Origin of the sequence: Pseudomonas sp. 2957 (genome assembly GCF_031456345.1) — a bacterium.
Lineage (GTDB): Bacteria > Pseudomonadota > Gammaproteobacteria > Pseudomonadales > Pseudomonadaceae > Aquipseudomonas > Aquipseudomonas siliginis.
Genome location: NZ_JAVDUL010000004.1, coordinates 650,849 through 670,793 on the forward strand (window position 1 = coordinate 650,849; position 19,945 = coordinate 670,793).

At 61.1% G+C, this 19,945-nt stretch carries 14 protein-coding genes; 3 read left to right on the top strand and 11 right to left on the bottom strand.

Annotated elements, in window-relative coordinates; all coding sequences use genetic code 11:
- Positions 1–214 precede the first annotated feature (214 nt).
- The 6 genes from mdtD to betI form a co-directional block, all read right to left on the bottom strand.
- Positions 215–1,642, bottom strand: coding sequence for a multidrug transporter subunit MdtD (gene mdtD / locus J2Y39_RS17650; RefSeq protein ID WP_056786508.1), 1,428 nt, complete (start codon positions 1,640–1,642; stop codon positions 215–217).
- A 139-nt stretch (positions 1,643–1,781) separates the two neighbouring features.
- Entirely contained in the window at positions 1,782–3,119 is a 1,338-nt protein-coding gene (locus J2Y39_RS17655; RefSeq protein WP_056786510.1) for a TldD/PmbA family protein, read from the bottom strand.
- On the bottom strand, positions 3,119–4,561 hold the full coding sequence (locus J2Y39_RS17660) for a TldD/PmbA family protein (RefSeq protein ID WP_310218935.1): 1,443 nt from the start codon (positions 4,559–4,561) through the stop codon (positions 3,119–3,121). The genes J2Y39_RS17655 and J2Y39_RS17660 overlap by 1 nt, the downstream gene beginning before the upstream one ends.
- A gap of 261 nt (positions 4,562–4,822) precedes the next feature.
- On the bottom strand, positions 4,823–6,526 hold the full coding sequence (gene betA, locus J2Y39_RS17665) for a choline dehydrogenase (protein ID WP_310218937.1): 1,704 nt from the start codon (positions 6,524–6,526) through the stop codon (positions 4,823–4,825).
- 180 nt (positions 6,527–6,706) lie between these two features.
- Complete coding sequence (betB, locus tag J2Y39_RS17670) at positions 6,707–8,179, bottom strand: betaine-aldehyde dehydrogenase (RefSeq protein ID WP_039757620.1); 1,473 nt, start codon at positions 8,177–8,179, stop codon at positions 6,707–6,709.
- 88 nt (positions 8,180–8,267) lie between these two features.
- Positions 8,268–8,861 (bottom strand): transcriptional regulator BetI, encoded by a 594-nt coding sequence (gene betI / locus J2Y39_RS17675; protein ID WP_008085771.1) that lies wholly within the window; start codon positions 8,859–8,861, stop codon positions 8,268–8,270.
- A gap of 486 nt (positions 8,862–9,347) precedes the next feature.
- Here betI and J2Y39_RS17680 point away from each other — a divergent pair, with 486 nt between their 5' ends.
- Positions 9,348–11,288 carry a BCCT family transporter gene (locus J2Y39_RS17680; protein ID WP_224787278.1) on the top strand — a complete coding sequence of 647 codons (1,941 nt, stop codon included), beginning with the start codon at positions 9,348–9,350 and terminating at the stop codon, positions 11,286–11,288.
- Positions 11,289–11,557: 269 nt separating this feature from the next.
- On the opposite strand, the gene choV is transcribed toward J2Y39_RS17680, so the two are convergent.
- From choV to J2Y39_RS17695, 3 genes are all read right to left on the bottom strand, one after another.
- A complete protein-coding gene (gene choV, locus J2Y39_RS17685) occupies positions 11,558–12,736 on the bottom strand; it encodes a choline ABC transporter ATP-binding protein (protein WP_016772804.1) in 1,179 nt (392 codons plus the stop codon).
- Positions 12,733–13,578: a choline ABC transporter permease subunit gene (gene choW / locus J2Y39_RS17690; protein ID WP_016772805.1), complete on the bottom strand. Its 846-nt coding sequence runs from the start codon at positions 13,576–13,578 to the stop codon at positions 12,733–12,735. Before choW ends, choV begins: the two co-directional genes overlap by 4 nt.
- Before the next feature lie 77 nt (positions 13,579–13,655).
- On the bottom strand, positions 13,656–14,603 hold the full coding sequence (locus tag J2Y39_RS17695) for a choline ABC transporter substrate-binding protein (protein WP_016772806.1): 948 nt from the start codon (positions 14,601–14,603) through the stop codon (positions 13,656–13,658).
- 435 nt (positions 14,604–15,038) lie between these two features.
- Between J2Y39_RS17695 and J2Y39_RS17700 the strand changes: the two genes are divergently transcribed.
- Both J2Y39_RS17700 and J2Y39_RS17705 read left to right on the top strand, forming a co-directional pair.
- On the top strand, positions 15,039–16,415 hold the full coding sequence (locus J2Y39_RS17700) for an L-serine ammonia-lyase (RefSeq protein WP_310218941.1): 1,377 nt from the start codon (positions 15,039–15,041) through the stop codon (positions 16,413–16,415).
- Positions 16,416–16,961: 546 nt separating this feature from the next.
- Positions 16,962–18,065, top strand: a complete 1,104-nt coding sequence (locus tag J2Y39_RS17705) for a GlxA family transcriptional regulator (RefSeq protein ID WP_007949927.1) — start codon at positions 16,962–16,964, stop codon at positions 18,063–18,065.
- A gap of 73 nt (positions 18,066–18,138) precedes the next feature.
- On the opposite strand, the gene J2Y39_RS17710 is transcribed toward J2Y39_RS17705, so the two are convergent.
- On the bottom strand, positions 18,139–18,402 hold the full coding sequence (locus tag J2Y39_RS17710; protein WP_008083190.1) for a hypothetical protein: 264 nt from the start codon (positions 18,400–18,402) through the stop codon (positions 18,139–18,141).
- A gap of 371 nt (positions 18,403–18,773) precedes the next feature.
- Positions 18,774–19,937 carry a gamma-butyrobetaine dioxygenase gene (locus tag J2Y39_RS17715; protein ID WP_150636867.1) on the bottom strand — a complete coding sequence of 388 codons (1,164 nt, stop codon included), beginning with the start codon at positions 19,935–19,937 and terminating at the stop codon, positions 18,774–18,776.
- Positions 19,938–19,945: the final 8 nt, after the last annotated feature.

Consider the following 19,945-nt stretch of genomic DNA (forward strand, 5'->3'; position numbering starts at 1 on the left):
GGACGAACAGCGATTGAACCCGAGGCAGGGATTACCTGTGGCGAGGGGATTTATCTGTGGCGAGGGGATTTATCCCCGATGGGGTGCGCAGCACCCCCAATACCTGCCACCTCGATTCATCAGGCTGACCGCATCCAACCTTTTTGGGGCTGCTGCGCAACCCAGCGGGGATAAATCCCCTCGCCACAGAAGTCAAAGAACTCCTTCAGCAGAATCAGTGTTCGATGTGTTCTTGTGGACGTTTCGCCCGGCGCCCGTCTTCCTTCGACAGTTGCGAGAAGATCGTCGCCGCCAGCATCGCCATCACGCCGACCGTGACGAAGGTCAGCTGGAACGCGCCGAGTACGGTTTCCACGCCATCATTGCCGACCTTCGCAGTGAAGCCACCAAGCAGCGCACCGGCGCAGGCCACGCCGAGGCTCAGCGACAATTGCGCGACCACCGACAGCAAACTGTTGCCGCTGCTGGCGCTGGCATCGTCGAGGTCGATCAGCGTCACCGTATTCATCGCGGTGAATTGCAGCGAGTTGATTGCCCCCAGCACCGCCAGCAGGCACAGCAGCAGCCAGTACGGCGTCTGCTCGCTGACCAGGCCCATGCTCGCCAGCATGATCCCCAACGCCAGGGTGTTGCCGGTGAGGACGATGCGATAGCCGAGGCGTTCGATCAGCGGCCGCGCGACCCACTTGGCGACCATCGCCGCAGCGGCCAGCGGCAACATGCTCATCCCGGCTTGCGACGGCGAGTAACCCAAGGCCACTTGCAGCAGCAGCGGCACCAGAAACGGCAGGGCGCCGCTGCCCAGTCGCGCGAACAGGTTACCGAGGATGCCTACGGCGAAAGTGCGGGTCTTGAACAATGAAGGCGCAAACAACGGGTTCTCGATATGCCCGGCGCGCAGCCAGTACGCCGCCAGACAGGCCATGCCGGCGAACAGCAGCAACATCACCCGCAGGTGCGGCAGGTGCAGTTCGCCAAGACCTTCCATGGCGATGGTGATGAGGATCATCGCCGCGCCGAACAGCAGAAAGCCGAGGCTATCGAAGCGGGTGCGCTCCGTGCCGCGCAGGTCGGGGATGAATTTCCACACCGCGTAGCAACCGATCACCCCGACCGGCAGATTGATCAGGAAGATCCAGTGCCACGTCACGTATTCCACCATCCAGCCGCCCATGGTCGGGCCGATCAGCGGGCCGAGCAGGCCGGGAATGGTGATGAAACCCATGATCCGCACCAGTTCCGAGCGCGGGTACGCACGCAGCACCACCAGCCGCCCGACCGGCAACATCAGCGCACCGCCGAGGCCCTGGATCACCCGTGCGCCGATAAGCATGCTCAGGCTGCTGGATAACGCGCAGAGCAACGAGCCGAAGCTGAACAGCAGAATCGCGCCGAAGAAGATTTTCTTGGTGCCGAAGCGGTCGGCGATCCAGCCAGAGGCCGGGATCAGCAGGGCCACGGTGAGCATGTAGGCGATGATCACACCCTGCATGCGCAACGGGTCTTCGGCCAGATCGCTGGCCATGGCCGGCAGCGCGGTATTGAGGATGGTCCCGTCGAGGGACTGCATGAAGAACGCAATGGCGACGACCCACGGCAACCAGCGGGCGGTGATGGCGTCGAGAGGCGGGCGGTTGGGCATGGAACCTCTTGTGGTCTGTTTGATGATCGTTCCCACGCTCTGCGTGGGAATGCCTCAACGGACGCTCTGCGTCCGCTTTTGGCTGGGACGCGGAGCGTCCCGGGCTGCATTCCCACGCGGAGCGTGGGAACGATCGCCGTCAGAGGGTCAGGGTCAACCGGCTGACCAGCGCCCCCGGCAACAGCGATGACGAGGTATTGCGCTGGCTGTACGTACTCGCCGACAGCAGCAGCTCACGCTCGGTGGTCAGTGCCTCCAACTGCGAACCGAGCAGGTTGTAGGCGCTATCGTCAAAGCGCATGGTGCTGACCGGCGCCTGGATTTCGCCGTTCTCGACCCAGAAGGTCGCGAAGCGGGTCATGCCGGTCATGCGCGCCGCCGGTTGATCCGAGTAGTTCAGATACCACAGGTTGCTGATATACAGCCCGGTGCCCAACTGCTTGAGGATCTCTTGCTGCGACAGATCACCGGCGGCCATGTTCAACGCACTGGGCATCTCGCCGCCGCCCGCACCGTTCGCCGCCAGACCATATTCGGCGGCGCTGCGCGAGCCGACCAGTTGATCGCCGGCCTTGCCTTCGATGATCAGACGCAGATCGCTGCGCGGATAACCCTCGGCGGAAAACGCCGGGCTCAGGGACTCGCTGACTTTTTCATCCAGCGACAGCAACGGGCTGAATGCCTGATCGCCGACGTAGAGCTTCTGTAACGGGCTGCTCTTGCTGGCGATCGATTGCGCCGAGAACCCGCCCCAACTGAGCATGCCCATGATTTCTTCCAGTGCCGCCGGTGCCAGATAGGCGCGGTACTGCCCCGGTGCCAGGGTGCGTAACGGTCGGCCGAGAAACTCCAGCTGTTCGCGTGCCTGGGCGAAACGCCGGGCGAAGCCCTCGTCGCTCCAATCGTGGCCGGCATAGCTGGCCTTCACCGCTTCGCCGTTTTCGTGGAACAGGCTGAAATCGAAATTGAAGCTGTTGGCTTCATGCCAGCCGAACGCGCCAGCGGAGCTGGCAAAGCCACGGCTGATCGGACCGGCAGCATAAAAACCGACCAGATCGAGACCTTCAGCGGCGGCGCAGATTTGCCCGACGACATCTTCGGTGTCCGGCAGCGGATGCGCTTGTACGTGCGTGCTCTGCCAGCTGTTGTGATTGAGCAGCAAGTACGGGTCCTGCGGCAGCAGCGGCAAGGTTTCGCGCAATTGTTGCAGGCCTTCGGCGAGCCGTTGCAGATCGGCTTCCTGATCCCCGGACAAGGTGATCTGCAGGTCGGCGTGGCGACCGTCGTTGATCAGTTTCAGGCCGACGTTGGCCTGCTGCACTTGCCCGGCCTGGCGCACCTTGGCGTGATTGAAGCGCACGAACGCCGAGGCTTCGGCGGCGTAGCTGAGCGTGAACTGTTCCGGCTCGCGCACGCTGTCGCGCAGCCAGTTGACCATGACCTTGAAGGCGTCGGACTGACGCTTCGAAATGCTCATCAGGCGTCTCCCCCAAACACATCAATGTTGCTGAATACGCAGGCCGGCGAAGCATGGCCGACGCGAATCACCTGGTTCGGTTCGCCCTTGCCGCAGTTCGGCGTGCCCAGCACCTTGACGGTGCTGGCATCGCCGACGGCGCGCAGGCTCTTCCAGAAGTGCGCGGAAATCGCCCGGTAGTTGGGGTTTTTTACCACGCCTTTCAGTTCACCATTCTCGATCAACTGGCCCCATTCGCAGCCGAACTGGAATTTGTTGCGCGCATCGTCGATCGACCACGAACGGTTGGTGCTCATCAGAATGCCGTGCTCGATACCGCCGATCATCTGCTCCAGCGTTTGATCACCCGGTTCGATGTTGAGGTTGGCCATGCGGTCGATCGGCGGCCGGTTCCAACCGCAGGCGCGGCTGTTGGCAACGCCATCGAGGCCGGCGCGATATTGCGACAGCGCTCCGCCCAGTGGTCGCAGCAACAGGCCGTCGCGAATCAGGAATTGTTTGCTCGCCGCGGTGCCGTCGTCGTCATGGCCGTAGCTGGCGAGTTCTTCCGGGATGCCGGGGTCGAAAGTCACGTTGAGCAAATTCGAGCCGTATTGCAGGCTGCCGAAATCGCTGGTCTTGACGAAACTGGTGCCGGCGTAATTGCGCTCATCGCCGAGGATGCGGTCGAGCTCCAGCGGGTGACCGATGGATTCATGGATCTGCAGCATCATCTGATCAGGCATCAGCAGCAAGTCGCGCGGGCCTTGCGGGGTGTTCGGCGCGAGCAGCAGTTGCAGGGCCTGGTCGGCGACTTGCGGACCGGCACCGACCAGACCGCAGCGGCTGATGACATCGGCGCCACCCTGCTGGCCGAAGTTCTCGCGGCCGAGGCTGCGGGTCTGGCTGTCGTTGCCGTCGTAGGCGGTGACGTCGAGGCTCGGATAGACGAAGCGCTGAGCCTGGCGCAATTCGGCACCGGCGCTGCTCAGGTAGATCTGCTCGACATGGGTGATGCCGATGCTCACCTGCCAATTGACCAGGCGTTCATCCTTTGGCACCGAGGCGGATTCCGCACCGAGCAGATCGAAGCATTCGCTCAGGGACGGGAAGGGCTGTTCGAGATTGGGTGAAAAATAATCAGCGCGATCGCTGGAAAGCGGCTGCTCGCGCAGATCGAGCAAGGCGTGCGGCTTGAGCCGGCGGGCCTGTTGCTCAGCGCGCTCGAGAGCGGCTTGCAGGCCTTGTTGCGAGAGGTCATTGGTCGCCGCATAGGCTTCGACGCCATTGACCCGGACGGTGAGCATCGCCCCTTCATCGCGACTCAGGCTAGGCGGTTCGGCGACGTTCTTGCGCACCGACAGAAACTGCCCGGACTCGCGCACATACCGCAGGGAAAAAAATTCAGCGCCCGTGCGCAAGGCAGCAAAGCGCTGCTTGAGCTGGGGGTGGATATCGAACATTCGGGAACCTCCTTGTAATGGAGTAGCGGCATGGCGACAGCGGGGAGGGGTGAAACGGTTGCGCGAGGTCTAGAGTAGGCCTGCGTGGGGGTAGGATCAAGTGAAGAGGGGGTGTAGGGGGATTTACTGTGCAGCGGGGAATTGTGTGTTGCTGTGAGGGCCTCTTCGCGAGCAGGCTCGCTCCCACAGGGGATTTGTGAATGCCACAGATCCAGTGTGGGAGCGAGCCTGCTCGCGAAGGCGGCGCCTCGGTACTACGACTTACTGCGTAACCGGGGTGATATCCCGCATCGGCTTGCCTTTGACCGGTGCGCCGTTCGCGACGTAATAAGCAGCGGTGCTGCGCGGCAGCGGCTTGCGGCCACGGATCTTGTCGGCGATTTTCTCGGCCATCATGATCGTCGGCGCGTTGAGGTTGCCGGTGGTGATGATCGGCATGATCGAGGCATCGACCACGCGCAGGCTCTGCATGCCGTGCACACGACCTTCGCCATCGACCACGGCCATCTCGTCGGTGCCCATCTTGCACGAGCAGGACGGGTGGAACGCGGTTTCGGCGTGCTCGCGGATGAACTTGTCGAGCTGCTCATCGGTTTGCACTTCGATGCCCGGGCTGATTTCGCGACCACGGAACGCGTCGAGAGCCGGTTGCTGCATGATTTCGCGGGTCAGGCGAATACCGTCGCGGAATTCCTGCCAGTCCTGCTCGGTGGCCATGTAGTTGAAGAGGATGCTCGGGTGCTGGCGCGGATCCTTGGATTTGACCTGGATGCGGCCACGGCTCGGCGAGCGCATGGAGCCCATGTGCGCCTGGAAACCATGTTCTTTCACGCCGTTGCTGCCGTTGTAGTTAATCGCTACCGGAAGGAAGTGGTACTGGATGTTCGGCCATTCGAATTCCGGACGCGAACGAATGAAACCGCCGGCCTCGAACTGGTTGCTGGCGCCGATGCCGGTGCCGTTGAACAGCCACTCGGCACCGATCGCCGGCTGGTTGTACCAGAGCAGCGACGGGTACAGCGAAACCGGTTGGGTGCAGGCGTATTGCAGGTACAGCTCGAGGTGATCCTGCAGGTTTTCACCGACGCCCGGCAGATCGTGGACCACCGGGATGTCGAGGCTTTCCAGCAGTTTCGCCGGGCCGACACCGGAGCGCTGCAGAATCTGCGGCGAAGCGATGGCGCCGGAGCACAGCAGGACTTCCTTGCGCGCCTTGGCTTCAACACGTTCTTCAGCGTCACCGATCAGGTAACGCACGCCGACCGCACGCTTGCCTTCAAAGAGAATCTTGTCGGTCAGGGCGTGGGTGACGATGGTCAGGGTCGAACGTTTTTTGGCGATGTCGAGGTAGCCACGGGCGGTGGAAGCACGGCGGCCGTTCGGCGTCACGGTGCGGTCCATCGGGCCGAAGCCTTCCTGCTGGTAACCGTTGAGGTCTTCGGTACGCGGGTAACCGGCCTGCACGCCAGCTTCAACCATGGCGTGGAACAGCGGGTTGTTGCCGGCTTTCGGCGTGGTCACGCTGACCGGGCCGTCGCCACCGTGGTAATCGTTCGGGCCGATGTCACGGGTTTCGGCTTTGCGGAAATACGGCAGACAATCGAGGTACGACCAGTCTTCCAGGCCCGGCAGTTTCGCCCAGCCGTCGTAGTCCATGGCGTTGCCACGGATGTAGCACATGCCGTTGATCAGCGAAGAGCCGCCAAGGCCCTTGCCGCGACCGCATTCCATACGGCGACCGTCCATGTGTGGCTCTGGATCGGTTTCGTAAGCCCAGTTGTAGCGACGCCCCTGCAGCGGGAACGCCAGCGCGGCGGGCATCTGGGTACGGAAGTCGAGGCGGTAGTCAGGGCCGCCTGCTTCGAGCAGCAGAACGGTGACGCCAGCGTCTTCAGTCAGACGGGTCGCCAGGGTGTTACCGGCCGAGCCGGCACCGATGATGATGTAGTCGAATTCTTGGGACATTGAATGCACCCTCTTTGATAGTGGTCAGGTCGGACCTTGGCGAGTGCTGTGCACTCGAATCGCTGGCAAGCCAGCTCCCACAGGGATTGGGGGCTGCCACAAATTGGGTGGACGACTCCAAACCTGTGGGAGCGGGCTTGCCCGCGAAGAGGCCTTCGCGAGCAATGCAAATCTCGGGTCTTAGAACACCGAAACGTAATCGCCCAGTTCGACCTGTACCGATTTGATGCGCGTGAAGTTATTCAGCGAGCTGATCCCGTTCTCACGGCCCACACCCGACTGCTTGTAGCCGCCGACCGGCATTTTTGCGTCGGACTCGCCCCAGGCGTTGATCCAGCAGATACCGGCTTCCAGTTGATGAATCACGCGGTGGGCGCGGTTCAGGTCTTTGGTGACGATACCGGCGGCCAGGCCGAAGTCGGTGTCGTTGGCGCGGCGGATCACTTCTTCTTCGGTTTCGTAGGAGAGGATCGCCATCACCGGGCCAAAGATCTCTTCACGAACGATGGTCATGTCGTCGGTGCAGTCGGTGAACACGGTGGGCGCAACGAATGCGCCTTTGGCGAATTCGCCGTCGGTCAGGCGACCACCGCCGCACAGGACGCGGGCACCTTGTTCCTTACCTTTTTCGATGTAGGCCAGCACGCTTTCCATGTGGGCGAAGCTGACCAGCGGACCGAAGTTGGTGTTTTCGTCTTCCGGGTTGCCGACGCGGATGCGCGCAACGCGCTCAACGATCTTGGCCTCGAACGCGGCTTTCAGATGCGCCGGTACGAATACGCGAGTGCCGTTGGTGCAGACCTGACCGGAGCTGTAGAAGTTGGCCATCATCGCCGTGTCGGCGGCGCGATCGAGGTCGGCGTCGTCGCAGATGATCAGCGGCGACTTGCCGCCCAGTTCCATGGTCACGTCTTTGAGCGACGAAGCCGAAGCGCTGGCCATGACTTTCTTGCCAGTGTCGGTGCCACCGGTGAAGGAGATTTTCTCGATGCGCGGGTGCTCGGTCAGCCAGGTGCCGACTTCGCGGCCGCTGCCGGTCAGGACGTTGAACACGCCGTTCGGTACGCCGGCTTCGGTGTAGATCTCGGCCAGTTTCAGAGTAGTCAGCGAGGTGACTTCACTTGGCTTGAAGATCATCGCGTTACCGGCCGCCAAGGCTGGAGCGGATTTCCACAGGGCGATCTGGATCGGGTAGTTCCACGCGCCGATACCGGCGACCACGCCCAGCGGCTCGCGACGGGTGTAAACGAAAGAGGTGTCACGCAGCGGAATCTGCTCGCCTTCTATGGCGGGCACCAGGCCTGCGTAGTATTCCAGCACGTCAGCGCCGGTGACGATGTCGACGTACTTGGTTTCGGAGAAGGATTTGCCGGTGTCCAGGGTTTCCAGCGCAGCCAGCTCATCGTTGCGCTCGCGCAGGATGTCAACGGCGCGACGCAGGATGCGCGAACGCTCCATGGCGGTCATCGCGGCCCAGATTTTCTGGCCCTTTTCGGCGCTGACCACGGCGCGCTCGACGTCGTCTTTGGTCGCACGTTGCACCAGTGCGAGGACTTCACCGTTCGCCGGGTTGATGGCTTCGAAGGTGGCGTCGCTGCCGGCGTCGGTGTACGCGCCATCGATGTAGAGTTTTTGCAGTTCGAAACGGGCCATAGTGTCCTCGCAAGTGCATTGGTGGTTGGCGTTGACCACCGCGATGACGCTGCGGTGGAGTTCAGGGGCCGAGCATTTTCTGTGTGCTCTAGCTCACCTTCTTGGCCAATTGGAAATCCATGTATTCGTAAGCGATCTGTTGCGCCTGCGCCGTGTCGAAAGCGTCTCCCGACAGCGCGCCGCGCAACCACAAGCCGTCAATCAACGCTGCCAGACCCCGGGCGGCGCTGCGCGCATCTTCGAGCGGCAGCACACGGCGGAACTGGCAGCACAGGTTGGAATACAGACGGTGATCGTTGATCCGCTGCAACCTGTGCAAAGACGGCTGGTGCATGCTGGTGGCCCAGAAGGCCAACCAGGTTTTCATTGCCGGGCCATTGACCTGGCTGGCGTCGAAGTTGCCTTCGATGATCACCTGCAGATGCGCCCGTGGGCTGTCATCTGCCAGCGCCTGACGGCGCGCGGTGACGCTCTCGCTGAGGGCGGTCATCAGGTACCGCATCGTGGCGGCGATCAGGCCGTTCTTGTCCTGAAAGTAATGACTGATGATGCCATTCGAGACACCGGCCAAACGGGCGATCAGCGCAATGCTGGCGTCCCCCATTCCGACCTGATCGACCGCTTGCAAAGTGGCTTCGATCAGTTGTTGGCGGCGGATGGGTTGCATACCGACCTTGGGCATCTTGCACATCTCCTTAGGCCTTCCGAGGGGCGAATGACGCCGATCGGATTGAGGGCCAGTCTATTTTGTTTTGATTGAACGTTCAATCAACAAAGAATAAGATCTGCGACAATTCGTCGCTGCCTACAGAAAATTCCTACACGTAATGACGATAAAAACCGACACCTGAAACGGCTCGAAACCTGCGCGGGGCATGGCGCGGTTCGCGATTCGATGGACGTGTTGAAAGGGCAAGACGCTCGGGGCCAGGTTTCGGATGAACGTCCGTCGCCTCTGGCCACGAAAGCGAATACGCAACGCCATTTCGGCAGGTTCGGGCTTTTTTCGGAGTGTCTTTATATCACCCGCCGGTCGGCTGCCAACTAACCGATTGGTCGGGTTCCGTGATGCCTTGTGTTCTTCTCTCGCACTGCCTGGAGCATTTGTGCCATGAGTTCTGCCTCGCTAATAAAGACCCCGCCCGAGAAGGTGACGGTCAACGGTTGGGTGTTCTACACCTCGACCGCGCTGATTCTGTTGTTGACCGCCATTCTGATCATCGCCCCGCAAGAGGCCGGCAGAATGTTGGGCATGGCCCAGGCCTGGTTGTCGCGCAGCTTCGGCTGGTACTACATGGTGGTGATCGCCGCCTACCTGGTGTTCGTGGTCGGTCTGGCGTTTTCCTCGTACGGCAAACTCAAACTGGGCAGCAAGGACGACACCCCGGATTTCAGTTACGGCGCCTGGGCGGGGATGCTGTTCTCGTCGGGTATCGGCATTTCGCTGTTGTACTTCGGCGCGTCCGAGCCGCTGGATCACTACTTCAATCCGCCGGAAGGCACCTCGGCCAGCAACATGGCCGCGCGTCAGGCAGTGCAACTGACCTTCCTGCACTGGGGCCTGCACGGCTGGGCGATCTACGCTTTGGTCGGCCTTGCCGTGGCGTATTTTGCCTATCGGCATAACCAGCCGCTGGCCCTGCGTTCGGCGCTGTATCCATTGGTCGGCGAGCGTTGGGTCAAAGGCGCTGCCGGGCACGCGGTGGATGGCTTCGGCATGTTCGTGACCCTGCTGGGTCTGGTGACCAACCTGGGGATTGGCTCGCTGCAAGTGTCGTCCGGGCTGGAAAACCTGTTCGGCATGGAGCACAGCAACACCAACCTGCTGATCGTCATCATCGTCATGAGCACCGTGGCGACCATCGCCGCTGTGTCCGGTGTGGAAAACGGCATCCGTCGTCTGTCCAACCTGAACATCGTGCTGTTCAGCGGCCTGCTGATTTTCGTCCTGCTGTTCGGCCCGACCCTGCATCTGCTCAACGGCTTCGTGCAGAACATTGGCGACTATCTCAACGGCGTGGTGCTGAAGACCTTCGACCTGTACGTCTATGAAGGCGACAGCGCCAAGTCCGATCGCTGGTTGGGCCTGTGGACCCTGTTCTACTGGGCGTGGTGGATTTCCTGGGCGCCATTCGTGGGCATGTTCATTGCGCGGATTTCCCGTGGCCGCAGCGTGCGTGAACTGGTCGCTGGCGTGCTGCTGATTCCGCTGGGCTTCACCTTGGCGTGGCTGTCGATCTTCGGCAACTCGGCGCTGGATCTGGTGATGAATCAGGGCGCGGTGGAGCTGGGCAAGACGGCGCTGGAACAGCCGTCGATGGCGATCTATCAGTTGCTTGAGCATTATCCGGCGTCGAAAGTCGTGATTGGTGTGTCGATCTTTGTCGGCTTCGTGCTGTTCCTGACCCCGGCCGACTCCGGCGCGGTGATGATGGCGAATCTTTCCTGCAAGGGCGGCAACGTCGACGAAGACGCGCCGCACTGGCTGCGGATCTTCTGGTCGGTGGTGATCACGCTGGTGACCATCGGCCTGCTGTTCGCCGGCAACTTCGAAGCCATGCAAACCATGGTGGTGCTGGCCGGCCTGCCGTTTTCGGTGGTGCTGATCTGCTTCATGTTCGGCCTGCACAAGGCGATGCGCCAGGACGTGCAGATCGAACAGGAGCAAGCGCAACTGGCCGAGCGCGGACGCCGTGGTTTCAGCGAGCGCCTGACGCAACTGGATCTGCAGCCGAGCCAATCGGTGGTGCAGCGCTTCATGGACAAGCACGTCACTCCGGCGCTGGAAGATGCAGCGGCGCAATTGCGCAATCAGGGCATTGAAGTGCAGACGCTGCTGGGCAAGGCCAAGCGTTGCATGGGCGTGCGGGTCGAGATGGAAGAGGGCAACCCTTTCGTTTACGAAGTGAGCCTGGATGGTTATCTGGCGACCCCGACCGAATCGGCGCAGTCCGATGAAGCGCGTCAGCGTTATTACCGCGCTGAGGTGTATCTGCACAATGGCAGTCAGGACTATGACTTGATGGGCTTCACGCCGGAGCAGATTACGCGGGATGTGCTGGATCAGTTTGAAAGCCATCGGCAGTTGTTGGGGCGGGTTTATAGCTAAAGTCAAAAGCTGACCCTCACCCCAGCCCTCCCGAAACGTCGGACCGCCCGTAGGGAGAGGGAGCCGACTGAGGTGTCTGGCGTTGTACATTGACCTGAAAGATCGAGTCGATTATGGATTCGGTAAAGCAAGATCAGGTCGGTGCAGATCTGCAGCATCCCCCGATCGGTCCCCTCTCCCTCTGGGAGAGGGCTAGGGTGAGGGGCTATTCCTGACCCAACAAAAAGGGATCGCTCACCGCGATCCCTTTTTTTATCCCACCTGGCGCATTACCCCAGATTCTTGCCCAACAACGCGTGATACAACTCGCTGTCGCCCAGAATCCCCACCACATGATTGTTATCGTGCAGCACCAGCTTGTTGCCGGTCTGATAACGGATCTGCAGCGCGTCACGCATGCCGATGTTCGAGTCCACCAGCGTCGGTTTGCGCTCCAGGCCTTCCACCGCTTGCCCCGGTGCCCAGTTCTGCAGGTTCAGCACCGAGCCGTTCTGCCGCGCGCCTTTGATGGTGTTGCCTTCGGCCAGGTCCAGCCACGAGTCGCCGCCCGGATCGAGGCACACCGAGCCGTTGATGCGTTTGCACTTGTCCAGCGTGCGCATCAGGCTGCGGCCGCAGAGCACGTTGAGCGGGTTGGTGTGGGCGACAAAGGTGCGCACATAGTCGTCCGCCGGGTTGAGGACGATTTCCTCCGGCACGCTGTACTGGATGATCCGACCGTCTTTCATGATCGCGATGCGGCTACCCAATTTGAGTGCTTCATCGAGGTCGTGGCTCACAAACACGATGGTCTTGCTCAGCTTGCGTTGCAGCTCCAGCAGTTCATCCTGCAGACCCTGGCGGATCAACGGGTCGAGGGCCGAGAACGGTTCGTCCATCAGCAGAATGTCGGCGTCCATGGCCAGCGCGCGGGCGAGGCCGACGCGCTGCTGCATGCCGCCGGATAGCTCATCAGGCTTCTTGTTGCGCCATTGGGTCAGGCCGACCAGTTCGAGTTTTTCATCGACCAGTTTCTTGCGTTCCTTCTCCGGTCGGCCCTGCATCTCCAGACCGAAACTGATGTTCTCGCGCACTGTCAGCCAAGGCATCAGGGCGAACTTCTGGAACACCATCGCAATGCGCTTGGTGCGCATCATCTTCAGCTCGGCGGGCGTGCAGGAGGCGATGTCGATCTGGCGGTTTTCATGCTCGACGAACAGCTTGCCGCGGCTCACGGTGTTGAGGCCGTTGATGCAGCGCAGCAGGCTCGATTTGCCCGAGCCGGACAGGCCCATCAGCACGCAGATCTCGCCTTTGTTGATGTCCAGCGTGGCTTTTTCCACGCCGACGATCTGACCGGTCTTCTTCAGGATCTCGTTGCGGGTCATGCCCTGATCGAGCAGCTTGAGTGCCTCGCGCGGGTCCTTGGAGAAGATTACGTCGACATCTTCGAAGCGAATTATGCTCATGCGTCACCCCCTACTTTGGCGTCGGGTTGTTTGCAGATACGGTCGAGCATGATCGCCAGCAGTACGATTGCCAGGCCTGCTTCGAAGCCCAGCGCAATATCAGCAGTGTTCAGTGCGTTGACCACCGGTTTGCCGAGTCCGTCGGCGCCGACCAGTGCCGCGATCACCACCATCGACAGCGACAGCATGATGCACTGGGTGATGCCCGCCGCGATGCTCGGCATGGCGTGCGGCAATTCGATCCTTGAGAGCAATTGGCGACGCGAGCAGCCGAAGGCCTTGCCGGCGTCCATCAGTTCTTGCGGGACATCACGGATGCCCAGGTAGGTCAGGCGGATCGGCGCCGCGATGGCGAAGACCACCGTGGAGATCAGGCCCGGTACCACACCCAGCCCGAAGAGGGTCAGGGTAGGAATGAGGTAAACGAAGGTCGGCACGGTCTGCATCAGATCGAGCACCGGCCGCATCATGGTGTAGAACATCGGTTTGTGCGCGGCGACGATGCCCAGCGGCACGCCGATCAACACGCAGACCAGGGTGGCGAACAGCACCTGGGCGAGGGTTTCCATGGTTTCCTGCCAGTACCCCAGGTTGAGGATCAGCAGGAACGAGGCAACCACGAACGCGGTCAGGCCCCACTTGCGTTGAATCAGATGGGCAATGATGGCAATCAGGCCAATCAGCACCAACGGGTTGAACCAGGTCAGCGCAAACGTCACGCCGTGGATCATCGTTTCCAGTGTCACGGCGATTGCGTCGAAGGTGTTGGCGCCGTGTTGCGTCAACCATTCGACGAAGCCCGCGATGTACTGGCCTAAAGGTATTTTCTGATCAATCAGCATGGTAGTGAACGTCCGCATGCAAGGAAATTAACAGCCCGGGCAGGCACGCCTGCCCGGCATAAGCGATGCCCCTCAAATCAAGGCGCGAGCTTGGCTTTCACGGCCTCCAGGCCTGGTTTACCGTCAATGGTGGTCACGCCAGCGAGCCAGGTATCGAGCACCTGTGGATTCTTTTTCAGCCAGGCCTTGGCGGCCGCGTCAGGCTTCATCTTGTCGTCGAGAATGTTGCCCATCAGTTCACTTTCCATGTCGACGGTGAACTCCAGGTTTTTCAACAGCTGACCGACATTGCTGCATTCTTCGGCGTAACCCTTGCGGGTGTTGGTCGCTACGGTGGCTGCGCCGAAATCGGGGCCGAAGAAGTCGTCGCCGCCGGTCAGGTATTGAATCTTGAAGCGCTTGTTCATCGGGTGCGGTGCCCAGCCGAGGAAGACCACGGCGGTGTCGCGCTTCTGCGCCCGGTCGACTTGCGAGAGCATGCCGGCCTCGGAAGATTCGACGATCTTGAAGCCAGCGGTTTTCAGGCCGAAGGCATCCTTGTCGATCATGCTCTGGATCAGCCGATTGCCGTCGTTGCCCGGCTCGATGCCGTAGATCTTGCCGTCGAGTTCTTTCTTGAATTTGGCGATGTCGGCGAAGTCATGCAGGCCTTTGTCGTACAGGGCTTGCGGCACGGCGAGGGTGTATTTGGCACCCTTGAGGTTGGTGCGCACGGTGTCGACGGTGCCGGCATCGCGATACGGCTTGATGTCGTTCTCCATGGTCGGCATCCAGTTACCGAGAAACACGTCCATGTTCTTGCCGTCGGCCAGCGACTTGTAGGTCACGGGCACGGAGATCATGGTGGTCTTGGTCTTGTAGCCGAGGGCGTTGAGTACAACGGAAGTGGTAGCAGTGGTGGCGGTGATGTCGGTCCAGCCGACATCGGAGAAGTTAACGAGGCTGCACTGTGCCGGTTCTGCGGCTTGCGCCAGTAACGGCAGACTCAGCAGGGCGGCCAACAACAACGACGGGGAACCTTTCATGGATGGACTCCTTGGTGTTTTTTTTGGCAGTGTTCCGACTGTGGACCACCGCACTTATGGGTTGCGGTTGGTGGCGTTTTTGAGACAGCTCTACCGCAGCGCCTTGCAATCGAGTCATCCCGATCATGTACCAGTGAAAATCTGACGCCTACAGGGAGGGTCGTATCCAGTACAGGGATGGTCGCTTCCAGTGTCGGTGACGTCGCTTACAGCTTTTTTCCGCCCCCGATGACCTGCTCGACTGCATAAAAACGGCGTATTTGCGGGGCGAAAACGTGACGACGCTGCTGGACATGACTGCGTCGGTGTCAGACGCCGTGCGCGCCGACAAAAGCCCGATGATGCCGGCATTCGGCGGATCGCAGCTTGAGCGTAGCAGCTCCGCCAGCGGGCGCTTTTGCCGCCCGGACCGGTATTCTCAGGAGCTTCGCAGCAATGGCTATCAGCGTTTTCGACCTGTTCAAAATCGGCATCGGCCCTTCCAGTTCCCACACCGTCGGGCCGATGCGCGCCGCCGCACTGTTTGTCGAGTCGCTGCGCGGCAAGCATCAACTGGAGCAGGTGCGGCGCATCGAGGTGCAGTTGTTCGGATCGCTGTCGGCCACCGGCATCGGTCACGGCAGCGACAACGCGGTGATCATGGGCCTGATGGGCGAGTGGCCGGACGCAATCGACCCGGCGCAGATCGGCCCGCGCATTCAGGCGCTGCGCGAAACTCATACGCTTTTATTGGATGGCCGTCTGGCTGTGCCGTTTATCTGGGCGCGGGACATGCGCCTGATCGACGAAAACCTGCCATTCCATCCCAACGCCATGACCCTGGTGGCCGAAGGCGAATTCGGTGAGCTGCATCGTGACACCTACTATTCAGTCGGCGGCGGCTTCGTCGTTGATGAGGCGCAAGCGGCCAGCGGTGTGGTCGATCTGGATCGCACCGAATTGCCCTACGATTTCTCCAGCGCGGTCGAGCTGCTCGAGTTGTGCAAAAAACACAACCTGCGCGTTGCCGAACTGATGCTGGCCAATGAAAAGGTCTGGCGCAGTGAAGAAGAAATCCGCGCCGGGCTGATGAAGCTGTGGCGAGCGATGCAGGATTGCGTCGAGCAGGGCCTCAAGCACGAAGGCATTCTGCCCGGCGGCCTGAACGTTCGCCGGCGTGCGGCGAAGTTGCACCGCAGCCTGCAAGAGCTGAATAAACCCAATGTCATCGGCTCGACCCTGAGCGCGATGGAGTGGGTCAATCTGTTCGCCCTTGCCGTCAATGAAGAGAATGCTGCCGGCGGGCGCATGGTCACTGCACCGACCAACGGCGCGGCGGGGATCATCCCGGCGGTGCTGCACTATTTCATGAAGTTCAGCGAAGCGGTCACCGACGCCAACGTCGTCGACTATTTCCTCGGCGCGGCGGCAGTCGGCATTTTGTGCAAGAAGAATGCGTCGATCTCTGGGGCCGAGGTCGGTTGCCAGGGCGAGGTCGGTTCGGCCTGCGCGATGGCGGCGGCAGGGCTGGCGGAGATTCTCGGCGCCACCCCTGAACAATTGTGCAACGCAGCGGAAATCGGCCTGGAGCACAACCTGGGCCTGACCTGCGACCCGGTCGGTGGCCTGGTGCAAGTGCCGTGCATCGAGCGCAATGCGATTGCCGCAGTGAAAGCGATCAACGCGGCGCAAATGGCTCTGCGTGGCGACGGTCAGCACTTCATCTCGCTGGACCGGGTGATCCGCACCATGCGTGATACCGGCGCCGATATGCATGACAAATATAAAGAAACTTCGCGCGGTGGCTTGGCGGTCAGTGCGGTTGATTGCTGAGCCAGCCACACCGAGGTGGATTCTTCGCGAGCAGGCTCGCTCCCACAATAGATCTCCAGGAACACAATATTTGTGAACCCCAGATTCCAGTGTGGGAGCGAGCCTGCTCGCGAAGACGCCAGACCAGTCAAAACTGCTCAACAAAAGAACATCCCGATCCAGCCACGCCACCTTTTGGCGCGTCGCAATCAGACAAGCGTCATTGTCAGTCGTGACTCGTCAGTCGTTACCTGACCGTCCGTCGCCCGTGCTTGCGGTGACACTCTGTGCAAATCCTCTGCAGGCCAGTTCCCACAAGTGCTACCGATCTGCTCACGGGCTGCGCGGCAGGGCTCTCGCGGCATCTGATGGCACTTCGAAATGGCGTGTTCCGAGGTCTCGTATAGACGCGTCGCGAGGTCGTTTTCAGGAGTTATTGAATGACCGTCCAATTTCAGGCACGGCAATTGCTCTGTCATAACAAAGCCTGCTTTCTCTGTGAGACGCGGGCAATAACAAGAGCCTCCGCCTGAGGCCGCCACCCGCTTTGTGTGAGGAGATACCGCGATGACGTCGTTCAACTCCGGGGCCCAACCCCAGAACCGTGCGCCTCAATCCATCGGCTTTCTGCTGCTGGACAATTTCACGCTGATTTCCCTGGCGTCCGCCGTTGAGCCGCTGCGCATGGCCAACCAGTTGTCCGGTCGCGAGCTGTATCGCTGGAGCACCCTCACCGTCGATGGCGGCCAGGTCTGGGCCAGTGACGGTCTGCAGATCACTCCCGACGCCTCCATGCACAAAGCACCGCCCCTGGACACTGTGATTGTCTGCGGCGGCATCGGCATTCAACGTACCGTAACCCGTGAACACGTCTCGTGGCTGCAAAGCCAGGCGCGCCAGTCCAAGCGCCTGGGCGCGGTGTGCACCGGCAGTTGGGCGCTGGCCTGTGCCGGTCTGCTCGACGGCTTCGATTGCAGCGTGCACTGGGAATGTCTGGCGGCGATGCAGGAAGCTTTCCCGCGCGTGGCCATGAGCACACGGCTGTTCACCCTCGACCGTAACCGCTTCACCAGTTCCGGCGGTACCGCGCCGCTGGACATGATGCTGCACCTGATCAGCCGCGATCACGGTCGTGAACTGTCGGCAGCGATCTCGGAAATGTTCGTCTACGAGCGCATCCGCAACGAACAGGATCACCAGCGCGTGCCGCTCAAGCACATGCTCGGCACCAACCAGCCGAAGCTGCAGGAAATCGTCGCGTTGATGGAAGCCAATCTGGAAGAGCCGATCGACCTTGATGAGCTGGCAGTGTATGTCGCGGTGTCGCGTCGACAGCTGGAGCGGTTGTTCCAGAAATACCTGCACTGCTCGCCGTCGCGCTACTACCTGAAGCTGCGCCTGATCCGCGCCCGGCAACTGCTCAAGCAGACGCCGATGTCGATCATCGAAGTGGCGTCGGTGTGTGGTTTCGTCTCCACGCCGCACTTCTCCAAGTGCTATCGCGAGTACTTCGGCATTCCGCCACGTGACGAGCGCGTGGGCTCCAACACCACCCAGCAGGTAGCCATGCTGCCGCTGCCGCAGGCCATCGTGATGTCGCCGCTGTCGGGGCCGATGTCAGCGCTGAGTCAGGCGCGCAATGAGTCGACGTTTGCCAGCGTAAGGCTGTAGACCGAGTCTGATCGTTCCCACGCAGAGCGTGGGAACGATCAGGTGGGAGCGAGCCTGCTCGCGAAGGGGTTTCTCAGGCGCTGTGGGACTGCTGGTAATCCGCAAGGGCCGGCAACAACTGTTTGTCGATCGCCTGACGCACCGCCGGCTGAATGCTGGCGCCGCTGGTGTACATGTCCTTGACCATCTTGCGCAGTTCGAATGCACGAACATTATCCAGGCCACGCACCGCGCACTCGCAGGCCTGCTCGGCGGTGGTACCGCTCGGCACCTGAATACCCAAGGCCTTGAGCTGGCCCAACAGATCTTCCTGGTCAATCAAATCGGCGTACATCATTACGCAAATCCTTCTGTGGCAACGGAGGTCTTGGCTCGATTCTGGTGGCCCCGACCGGACGCGGCAAGGGCGTTTTGTCGCGGTGGCCGGGACGACTATGAACAGGTCGTTTTCGGCTAACCGACTGGATTGTCGACTAGGCACACTGGCCTCAGCTCGCTTCACGAAGGTTTGGTCACCCTCGCCTGGCAGCTCCTCAACAGTACCCTCCTCAGCTCCGATCCTGTCACGGCTTGATCGGAGTTTTTTTTGCCTGTGAATCAGCCAGAGATTTGTTGTTCCCGCTGGCGCTTTCGCGAGCAGGCTCGCTCCCACTTTGGAATGCGTACCCCTGTGGGAGCGAGCCTGCTCGCGAAGAACGATGACGCGGTTCAACGTTGCAACACCAGAATCCGCGACAACAACTCATCCCGGTCGACATAGCAGCCCTGAAAATGTCGCGCCCCGGTGGCTGGATCAAAAGCATTGCGCGCATGCAGCGTGCGGCGGTTGTCAAAGCACCACAATTCGCCCGGCTTGAGCCGCTGCATCAGCCGGAATCGCGGCTCGCGGGTCATCGCAATCAAGCGCCGATAGGCGCGATACAGCAACGGCATCTGCGCCACCGACGTATCGAACGCCCCGCGCAGAAAGTTGGCCATGCGAATCTCCGCCACCCGGCCCAGCGCATCCAAAGCGATGACCGGCGCCAGGCAGCGATAGTCGCTGTGCCGGTCCTTGTTGCGGAACTCCACGGGTATTTCACACAGGGCCTCAAACAGCTGCGGATCCTCCAGACGCAAGGCGTCGGCGATCGCAAAACCATCGACGAAAATACTCTCGCCACCCTCGGCATCATTCACCAGGCAATGCAGAAATTGCAGCCCCGGTTGCAGCTCGCGAGTCGGCAAATCCGTGTGCAATGGCAGGTTGAAGGCGGTGTAGGCGTTGCTGTCGGCGTCGGCTTTGGATTGCACATTGAACAGCACGCCGAAATTGCTTTCGCGAATGAAGGAAATTCGCTGCGCGATGAGCTTCAGCGAGCCCGGCTCGGTGGGCACGCCGCGCACTTGGGTCAGGCCGATGTCGCGCACGGCGAGCAACCATTGCAGCAGCGCGGCGTTGTCGTTCATCAGCGCGATGTAGTCGAACACCGGCAACTGCAGATCGCTGTGCCACAAACGGGGCTGCGGTCTGCCGGCCAGGCGTTCGGCGCGGGACTCATCGTCATAGGCATGTGCGCGCAGCCAGCCCGGATCGAAGCGGCTGAGGTGACCGTCCTGCCAGTCGATGCGCAGGCAGCCATCGGTGTCGATGCGCGTGGCCAGCGGTTGCAAATCCTCGGCGGCATCGACGCTCTCGAAGACCTGTTCGCGAGTGACGCTGTAGACGCATTGATCACATGGGCAATTGTCGCGCAGCCATACGTGGTGAAACGGGCTGACACGTCCGTCAGCCCATTCGATGACAACGCGATCCGCCAGACCCTGCACGCCACCGAGCGCGCTGATCAACGGATAAGTACGAAAATCGGCAACAGCGACGGCGGTGTTCATGGCGGCTC

Bases quoted from the DNA above. Each gene is read 5' to 3' on its own strand.
- mdtD (WP_056786508.1), bottom strand. From the start codon at position 1,642: ATGCCCAACCGCCCGCCTCTCGACGCCATCACCGCCCGCTGGTTGCCG.
- J2Y39_RS17655 (WP_056786510.1), bottom strand. From the start codon at position 3,119: ATGAGCATTTCGAAGCGTCAGTCCGACGCCTTCAAGGTCATGGTCAAC.
- J2Y39_RS17660 (WP_310218935.1), bottom strand. From the start codon at position 4,561: ATGTTCGATATCCACCCCCAGCTCAAGCAGCGCTTTGCTGCCTTGCGC.
- betA (WP_310218937.1), bottom strand. From the start codon at position 6,526: ATGTCCCAAGAATTCGACTACATCATCATCGGTGCCGGCTCGGCCGGT.
- betB (WP_039757620.1), bottom strand. From the start codon at position 8,179: ATGGCCCGTTTCGAACTGCAAAAACTCTACATCGATGGCGCGTACACC.
- betI (WP_008085771.1), bottom strand. From the start codon at position 8,861: ATGCCCAAGGTCGGTATGCAACCCATCCGCCGCCAACAACTGATCGAA.
- choV (WP_016772804.1), bottom strand. From the start codon at position 12,736: ATGAGCATAATTCGCTTCGAAGATGTCGACGTAATCTTCTCCAAGGAC.
- choW (WP_016772805.1), bottom strand. From the start codon at position 13,578: ATGCTGATTGATCAGAAAATACCTTTAGGCCAGTACATCGCGGGCTTC.
- J2Y39_RS17695 (WP_016772806.1), bottom strand. From the start codon at position 14,603: ATGAAAGGTTCCCCGTCGTTGTTGTTGGCCGCCCTGCTGAGTCTGCCG.
- J2Y39_RS17700 (WP_310218941.1), top strand. From the start codon at position 15,039: ATGGCTATCAGCGTTTTCGACCTGTTCAAAATCGGCATCGGCCCTTCC.
- J2Y39_RS17705 (WP_007949927.1), top strand. From the start codon at position 16,962: ATGACGTCGTTCAACTCCGGGGCCCAACCCCAGAACCGTGCGCCTCAA.
- J2Y39_RS17710 (WP_008083190.1), bottom strand. From the start codon at position 18,402: ATGATGTACGCCGATTTGATTGACCAGGAAGATCTGTTGGGCCAGCTC.
- J2Y39_RS17715 (WP_150636867.1), bottom strand. From the start codon at position 19,937: ATGAACACCGCCGTCGCTGTTGCCGATTTTCGTACTTATCCGTTGATC.